This is a genomic window from Pseudomonas sp. Tul2A7, assembly GCF_054790505.1.
In genome coordinates, this window is the sequence record NZ_CP186499.1 from 4,150,587 (window position 1) to 4,157,500 (window position 6,914).

General features: G+C 58.5%; 7 protein-coding genes. 3 read left to right on the forward strand and 4 right to left on the reverse strand.

Annotated features, from left to right (window positions below):
• The first annotated feature begins 143 nt into the window (after positions 1-143).
• Together ACOYXJ_RS18720 and ACOYXJ_RS18725 are read left to right on the forward strand one after the other, a co-directional pair.
• Positions 144-1,310, forward strand: a complete 1,167-nt coding sequence (locus ACOYXJ_RS18720; protein WP_460370919.1) for an aminotransferase class V-fold PLP-dependent enzyme — start codon at positions 144-146, stop codon at positions 1,308-1,310.
• 56 nt (positions 1,311-1,366) lie between these two features.
• A complete protein-coding gene (locus ACOYXJ_RS18725; RefSeq protein WP_460370921.1) occupies positions 1,367-3,175 on the forward strand; it encodes an aminopeptidase P family protein in 1,809 nt (602 codons plus the stop codon).
• 43 nt (positions 3,176-3,218) lie between these two features.
• Here the strand turns inward: ACOYXJ_RS18725 and ACOYXJ_RS18730 are convergent, their stop codons facing one another.
• Complete coding sequence (locus ACOYXJ_RS18730) at positions 3,219-3,815, reverse strand: 2-hydroxychromene-2-carboxylate isomerase (RefSeq protein ID WP_460370923.1); 597 nt, start codon at positions 3,813-3,815, stop codon at positions 3,219-3,221.
• Between the two features lie 35 nt (positions 3,816-3,850).
• Positions 3,851-4,579: an SDR family oxidoreductase gene (locus tag ACOYXJ_RS18735; RefSeq protein ID WP_150792933.1), complete on the reverse strand. Its 729-nt coding sequence runs from the start codon at positions 4,577-4,579 to the stop codon at positions 3,851-3,853.
• 91 nt (positions 4,580-4,670) lie between these two features.
• On the opposite strand from ACOYXJ_RS18735, the gene ACOYXJ_RS18740 reads away from it, so the two are divergent.
• Positions 4,671-5,234 carry a TetR/AcrR family transcriptional regulator gene (locus tag ACOYXJ_RS18740; RefSeq protein ID WP_460370925.1) on the forward strand — a complete coding sequence of 188 codons (564 nt, stop codon included), beginning with the start codon at positions 4,671-4,673 and terminating at the stop codon, positions 5,232-5,234.
• Position 5,235: 1 nt separating this feature from the next.
• Here ACOYXJ_RS18740 and ACOYXJ_RS18745 read toward each other — a convergent pair whose 3' ends face one another.
• The gene (locus ACOYXJ_RS18745; RefSeq protein ID WP_095120409.1) at positions 5,236-5,517 is read right to left on the reverse strand and encodes a hypothetical protein; all 282 of its coding nucleotides are present in this window, start codon (positions 5,515-5,517) and stop codon (positions 5,236-5,238) included.
• A 168-nt stretch (positions 5,518-5,685) separates the two neighbouring features.
• Positions 5,686-6,573, reverse strand: coding sequence for a threonine/homoserine exporter RhtA (rhtA, locus tag ACOYXJ_RS18750; RefSeq protein ID WP_460370927.1), 888 nt, complete (start codon positions 6,571-6,573; stop codon positions 5,686-5,688).
• Between the last annotated feature and the right edge of the window lie 341 nt (positions 6,574-6,914).

Here is a 6,914-nt window from a genome sequence, read left to right on the forward strand (position 1 = left end):
ACTTTGAATGAAGTTGTTCTTCTTTAACGGCATCCGATCAGGTATTGATGACGCTCTCGAACCGACGCGCAGCTCACAAGGCTGCGCCGTGCCGTTTGCAGACACGAGCCTCCTGATCCCGGAACACGCTCTGCGAGTCTTTTATGAACACACGTCCGTTGTATTTCGATTACGCCGCCACCACCCCGGTTGACGAGCGGGTCATCCAGGTGATGATCGAGTGTCTGGGGTTTCACGGTAACTTTGGCAACCCGGCTTCCAGCTCCCATGCCTACGGCCAGCAGGCCCGGCAGACGGTCGAGCAGGCCCGTCGGCAAGTCGCCGAACTGGTCGGCGCCAATGCCGAACAGATTGTCTGGACCTCCGGTGCCACCGAGTCCAATAACCTCGCCCTCAAAGGCGTGGCGCAGGCGCGCGGGGTGTCCGGCGGCCACATCATTACCAGTCAGATCGAACACAAAGCCATCCTCGATACCGCTCGCCAATTGCAGGACGCCGGCATCGCCGTGACTTATCTGGTGCCAGACGCCGATGGCCTGATCACGCCGCAAGCGGTCAGTGAAGCCATGCGTGAGGACACCTTTCTGGTGTCGCTGATGCTGGTCAACAACGAGTTGGGTACGGTCAACGATGTTCAAGCGATCGGCGCAGTCGTGCGCAGTCGCGAGGCGTTGTTTCATGTCGATGCGGCGCAAGGCGCCGGCAAAGTGGCCATCGATCTGGGGCAATGGCCGGTGGATCTGATGTCGTTTTCGGCGCACAAACTTTACGGCCCGAAAGGCATCGGTGCGTTATATGTCGGCCCACGAGCGCAGCAGCGTTTACAGGCGCAGATTCATGGCGGTGGTCACGAGGGCGGTTTGCGCTCCGGGACGTTGGCGACGCACCAGATTGCCGGCATGGGCAGCGCGTTTGCCTTGGCCGCCGAGGCATTCGAGGCCGAGAAGCAAACCATCGTCGCGCTGCGTGAGCGCTTGCTCGAACAACTGCTGAGTTTGCCGGGCGTGCGCCTCAATGGCTGCGCCACACAACGTATTCCGCACACCTTGAGCCTGACCTTCAGCGAAGGCGAATTCAACAGCGCGGTGCTGAGTCACTCGATCGCGTTTTCCGCGACCTCGGCCTGCAACTCGGCCAGTAACACGCCATCCCACGTGCTGTTGGCGCTGGGTCATGACGCGCATCTGGCCAGTCGCACCATTCGCCTGAGCCTCGGCCGCTTCACTACCGCCGAGGATGTCGACAAGGCTGTTCAACTGATCAAGACCGCCTGCGCCAGTGCTCCGGCATTCTGGGCGACAGGGCTTTAAACGAGCCGACCTAACGGCTACGAACAATAACGATGAAGTGATTAGCAGGAGACATGATGAGTACCCAGACCTCGACCGAAGGATCGGTGCCCCAGCGCTTGGCGCACACCCGTGAACTGATGCGCCGCGAAGGCATTCACGCACTGTTGGTGCCGTCCGCCGACCCGCACTTGTCGGAATATCTGCCGGGTTACTGGCAAGGTCGGCAGTGGTTGTCGGGCTTCCATGGTTCGGTCGGGACGTTGATCGTCACCGCTGATTTCGCCGGCGTCTGGGCCGACAGTCGTTACTGGGAACAGGCGACCAAGGAGCTCAAGGGCAGCGGTATCGAACTGGTCAAGTTGCAACCCGGTCAACCGAGCCCCCTGGACTGGCTTGCCGAGCAGACACCGGAAGGTGGCGTGGTCGCGGTTGACGGTGCGGTGATGGCCGTGGCATCGGCGCGTACCCTGAGCAGCAAACTGGAAGCACGCGGTGCACGTCTGCGTACCGACATCGATTTGCTGCAGGAAGTCTGGCGCGATCGCCCGAGCCTGCCGAATGCACCGATCTATCAGCATCTGCCACCGCAAGCGACCGTCAGCCGTGGCGAGAAACTCGCCAAGCTGCGCGAAACCTTGCAAGCGCGCGGGGCTGATTGGCACTTTATCGCAACCCTCGACGACATCGCCTGGCTGTTCAACCTGCGCGGTGGCGATGTGTCGTTCAACCCGGTGTTTGTTTCATTTGCCTTGATCGGTCAGCACCAGGCCACGTTGTTCGTAGCGCTGAGCAAGGTCGACGCAGATTTGCGCGCGGTGCTGGAGACGGATGGTGTAACGCTGCGTGATTACACAGAAGTCGCTGATGCCCTGCGTGACGTGCCGAGTGGCGCGAGCCTGTTGGTTGATCCGGCGCGAGTGACCAGTGGTTTGCTGGATAACCTCGACAGCGGCGTGAAGCTGGTCGAAGGCTTGAACCCGACCACGTTGGCCAAGTCGCAGAAAAGTGAAGCCGATGCTCAGCACATCCGCCAAGCGATGGAGCAGGACGGTGCGGCGCTGTGCGAATTCTTCGCCTGGCTGGAATCGGCCTGGGGCCGCGAACGCATTACCGAACTGACCATCGACGAAAAGCTCACCGCTGCCCGCGAACGTCGTCCGGATTATGTATCGCTGAGTTTCAACACCATCGCCGCGTTCAACGCCAACGGCGCGATGCCGCATTATCACGCCACTGAAGAAGAGCACGCGGTAATTGAGGGTGATGGCTTGCTGCTGATCGACTCGGGCGGTCAATACCTGGGCGGCACCACGGATATCACGCGGATGGTGCCGGTCGGTACGCCGAGCGAAGAGCAGAAGCGCGATTGCACGCGGGTGTTGAAAGGCGTGATTGCCTTGTCGCGTGCACAGTTCCCGAAAGGCATTCTCTCGCCGCTGCTCGACGCCATTGCCCGCGCGCCGATCTGGGCTGACAGCGTGGATTACGGTCACGGCACCGGTCACGGCGTTGGCTACTTCCTCAACGTCCATGAAGGCCCACAGGTGATTGCCTATCAGGCCGCGCCTGCACCGCAGACGGCCATGCAGCCGGGGATGATTACTTCCATCGAGCCAGGCACCTACCGTCCGGGGCGTTGGGGCGTGCGCATCGAGAACCTGGCGATGAACCGCGAGGCGGGCAGCAGCGAGTTCGGTGAATTCCTCAAGTTCGAAACCTTGACGCTGTGCCCGATCGACACGCGTTGCCTGCTGCCGGCGCTGCTGACTGAGGAAGAGAAGCAGTGGTTCAACGACTATCACGCGCAAGTGCGTGAGCGCCTGAGCCCGTTGCTTGAAGGTGCCGCGCTGGAATGGCTGAACAGCCGCACTGCCGCCATCTGATCAGGTGGAATTCAGGCGCTGTTACCAGCGCCTGAATGATCGCCTAGCCTTGGCGCAAGGCTTCTTCAACGAAATCGAGCCGGTCCTGGCCAAAGAACAGCTGCTTGCCGATAAACATGCTGGGCGCGCCGAACACGCCGCGTTTAACCGCGGTCTCGGTGTTGTCCTTGAGTATGGCTTTGACGGACTCGTCGTTAGTCAGTGCCAGCACTTCAAGCGGATCGAAACCGTGTTCGCTCAGCACGGCAGCGACCGTTTCCGGTTCGTCCAGGCTGCGCCCTTCAACCCATAGCGCCGTGAACAGACAATCGATAAACGCCTCAAAGCGTTCTGGCTGACGAAACTGGATGCCAGTGACCGCACGCATCAACATCAGTGTGTTGATCGGGAAATGCGGATTGAATCTCAGCGGCACCCCGTAGCGTTTCGCGTAGCGGTCCAGATCCTCAAACATATACCGACCCTTTGCCGGGATCATTGCCGGCGATGCGTTGCCGGTCGCCTTGAATACGCCACCGAGCAGCATCGGAATGTAGATCAGCTCACTGTCGGTCTCGGCGCAAATCTTCGGTAACTGGGTATAGGCAAGATAGGTGGCAGGGCTGCCGAGGTCGAAATAGAACTCCACGGTTTTGGTCATTAGGGCTTCTCTCTCTTTATTGTTATGGCGTGGGCTTACCAGCGTTCGTTCCACGGGCGCAGATCCAGCTCGAACGTCCAGGCATCCCGTGGCTGACTGTGCAGATACCAGTAGTTCTCGGCGATGTGCTCGGGATTGAGGATGCCATCCTGATCTTTGGTGGCGTACTTCTCGGGGAAACTGTTGCGAATGAAATCGGTGTCGATCGCACCATCGACCACCACATGGGCGACGTGGATGTTCATTGGTCCCAGTTCCCGCGCCATGCTTTGCGCCAGTGCGCGGATGCCGTGCTTGGCGCCGGCGAATGCGGCGAATCCGGAAGCGCCGCGCAGTCCGGCGGTGGCTCCGGTGAAGAGAATCGTGCCGCGCTGGCGAGAGACCATGCGTTTGGCCACTTCACGAGCATTGAGAAATCCTGAGAAACAGGCCATCTCCCAGATCTTGAAATACTTGCGCGCGGTTTCTTCAAGAATGCTGCATGGCACGTTGGCGCCGATATTGAAGACAAAGGCTTCGATCGGCCCGAGACGGGTTTCGACGTCTTCGATCAGGGCGATGACATCTTCTTCCTTGCGTGCATCACAAGCAAAGCCATGGGCTTCGCCGCCTTCAGCGTTGATCGCGTCCACTAGCGGTTGCAGTTTGTCGGCGCTGCGTCGGGTGACGCAGGCGATGAATCCCTCTTTGGCAAAACGCTTGGCAATCGCTCCGCCCGTGGCATCGCCAGCGCCGACGACCAATACGACCTTCTTGTTGTTCATGGGTGAATCCCTTTATTAAACGATCGTTAAGTGAACGAACGTTATGCTAGGATCCAGGCAACGTCAAGGCAGTCGATTCGAGGGCAAACACATGCGTTACTCCGCCAGTCATAAGCTGGAAACACGGGAAAAGTTACTGCAGAGCAGCGCGCTGTCGGCAAAGCGCAGCGGTTTTTCCACAGTAGGCGTCGATGGTTTGATGAAGGCGATCGGATTGAGTGGTGCGGCGTTCTACAGTCACTTTTCGTCAAAGGATGCGTTGTTCACCGCCATCGTCGAGCGTGAGTTGGGGCAAAGCCTTGAGCGACTGGGAGGCGAGGGCACGCAGGATCGTGCGCGACTGGAACGCTGTCTCAAACACTATCTGAGCATGGCCCACGTAGAACAGCCTGAGGCCGGTTGCGCGTTGCCGGCGCTGGGGGCAGAAATTGCCCGATCGGATGTGCAGGTGCGCGAACAGGCCGAGCTGTGGATTTGTCGGCTTCAGGCGCGTTGGGCGCAGATACTGGAAAGCGAGACCCTGGCGTGGTCGGTATTGTCGCAATGCGTCGGGGCATTGGTGGTAGCGCGCATGTTGGCTACGCCGGACGTTCAGCAAGCTGTGCTGAAGTCCAGCCATGAAGAGATCGGCCGGCAGATTGCCGGGCAGCGCTGATCTATTTGCAGATAACGATCATGCTGCGACTGGTGTAACCCGCAGGATTGAGACCGAACGGGTAGTCGCCGGGTTCTTCCACGGCGTCACCGGATTTGGCGATGACCTTGTAGCCTTTCGGCAAGCAGGCACTGGCGGCACTGGCGTAGCACTTGTCCCAGGAGGACGATAGCCCGGAGCAGTTGATGTGCAGCCCTTTTTTCCCGCGTTTTACCTGAGTTTCCGAAGTCGCCGCACAACCCGCAACAGCCAGTATGGCGATCAGTATCAAAATTCGTTTCATTACCGTCCTTATAGCGGCCACGAGTCTGACGCTCGGGTTTGCCTGTGTTCGCTTGCGCTTTAAGCGTTGTGAAATCCCTGTCCGAAAAAATCCATGTCTGGCATTGGGTTACGGGTCTAAACATGGCCTAAATGCGCGCCAATTGCCAGACCTTCGTAAAAACCTCTTTCAATCAGCCGCGATGGCGGGTTTGGCAGCACTACCCATGGTCATGGTGGCGCCGACGGATGCCAGAATAATGCAGAGGATCGCCATCCATTGTGACAGTGTGAGGAATTCATGCAGAAACAGAAGGCCCGATAACGCTCCGAAGGCTGGTTCGATACTCATCAATGTGCCGAACGTGCGTGCCGGCAGGCGGGTGAGGGCGACCATCTCCAGTGTGTAGGGCAGGGCGGTGGACAGGATGGCAACACCGATGGCAATCGGGATCAGGGAGGGAGTCAACAGGGCGGCACCTGCATGCACGATGCCGATAGGGGCGACGAACAGTGCTGCGATCATTACTCCTAATGCTGCAGTCGTTACACCATTATCGGCACCAGCCTTCTGGCCGAACAGAATGTATAGCGCCCAGCAGACACCTGCTCCCAGTGCATACCCGGCGCCTACCAGATCGATTCCAGCACTGGCTGCGCCTGTTGGTATCAGCAACATCAAACCGGCGGCGGCCAAGGCGATCCAGAGAAAGTCGATGGCGCGGCGGGAGGCATAGATGGCTACGGCCAGTGGCCCGGTAAATTCGAGGGCGACGGCAATTCCCAACGGCACCGTGCGCAATGACATATAGAAGAGGAAGTTCATACCGCCCAATGCCATGCCATAGACAATGACCGTGCGCAATGATTTGGCGGTTAACCTGGCGCGCCATGGACGCAGTATCAACAGCATGATCACGCTGGCGAAGATCAGGCGCAGCGTGGTGGTCCCCTGAGCGCCGATGATAGGGAACATGCTTTTGGCCAGAGAGGCGCCGGACTGGATCGACGCCATGGCTATTAATAGCAGGCCAACCGGGAACAGCATTGAGGCAAGAGATCGTGGCTGGTCATTCATTGCGTGGCATCGTCCAAGGTGAGAGCAAGGCATTATTATTGGTGTTGGGCAATATACTGCGCACTCGATTGAGTTACGTCTATATGGAAGAGGCCTTTTTCAACTGATCGATAGAAAAGCTAAATTAAGGGTTGACGGCAGATTTCAGATGTCTATAATTCGCCCCACTTCCAGCGCAGTCGAAACGGAAAACTCCTTGAGATTCAATGAGTTATGTAGGTTTCGGCAGCAGGTTGCTTCAGTTCATCGAAGCCAAAAGGAAGTTGAAAAAGAGGTGTTGACAGCAGCGTGTAACGCTGTAGAATTCGCCTCCCGCTTCCGAGAGATCGGAAGCGCAAGTG

Coding starts and splice junctions, on each gene's coding strand:
- ACOYXJ_RS18720 (WP_460370919.1), top strand. CDS start 144: ATGAACACACGTCCGTTGTATTTCGATTACGCCGCCACCACCCCGGTT.
- ACOYXJ_RS18725 (WP_460370921.1), top strand. CDS start 1,367: ATGAGTACCCAGACCTCGACCGAAGGATCGGTGCCCCAGCGCTTGGCG.
- ACOYXJ_RS18730 (WP_460370923.1), bottom strand. CDS start 3,815: ATGACCAAAACCGTGGAGTTCTATTTCGACCTCGGCAGCCCTGCCACC.
- ACOYXJ_RS18735 (WP_150792933.1), bottom strand. CDS start 4,579: ATGAACAACAAGAAGGTCGTATTGGTCGTCGGCGCTGGCGATGCCACG.
- ACOYXJ_RS18740 (WP_460370925.1), top strand. CDS start 4,671: ATGCGTTACTCCGCCAGTCATAAGCTGGAAACACGGGAAAAGTTACTG.
- ACOYXJ_RS18745 (WP_095120409.1), bottom strand. CDS start 5,517: ATGAAACGAATTTTGATACTGATCGCCATACTGGCTGTTGCGGGTTGT.
- rhtA (WP_460370927.1), bottom strand. CDS start 6,573: ATGAATGACCAGCCACGATCTCTTGCCTCAATGCTGTTCCCGGTTGGC.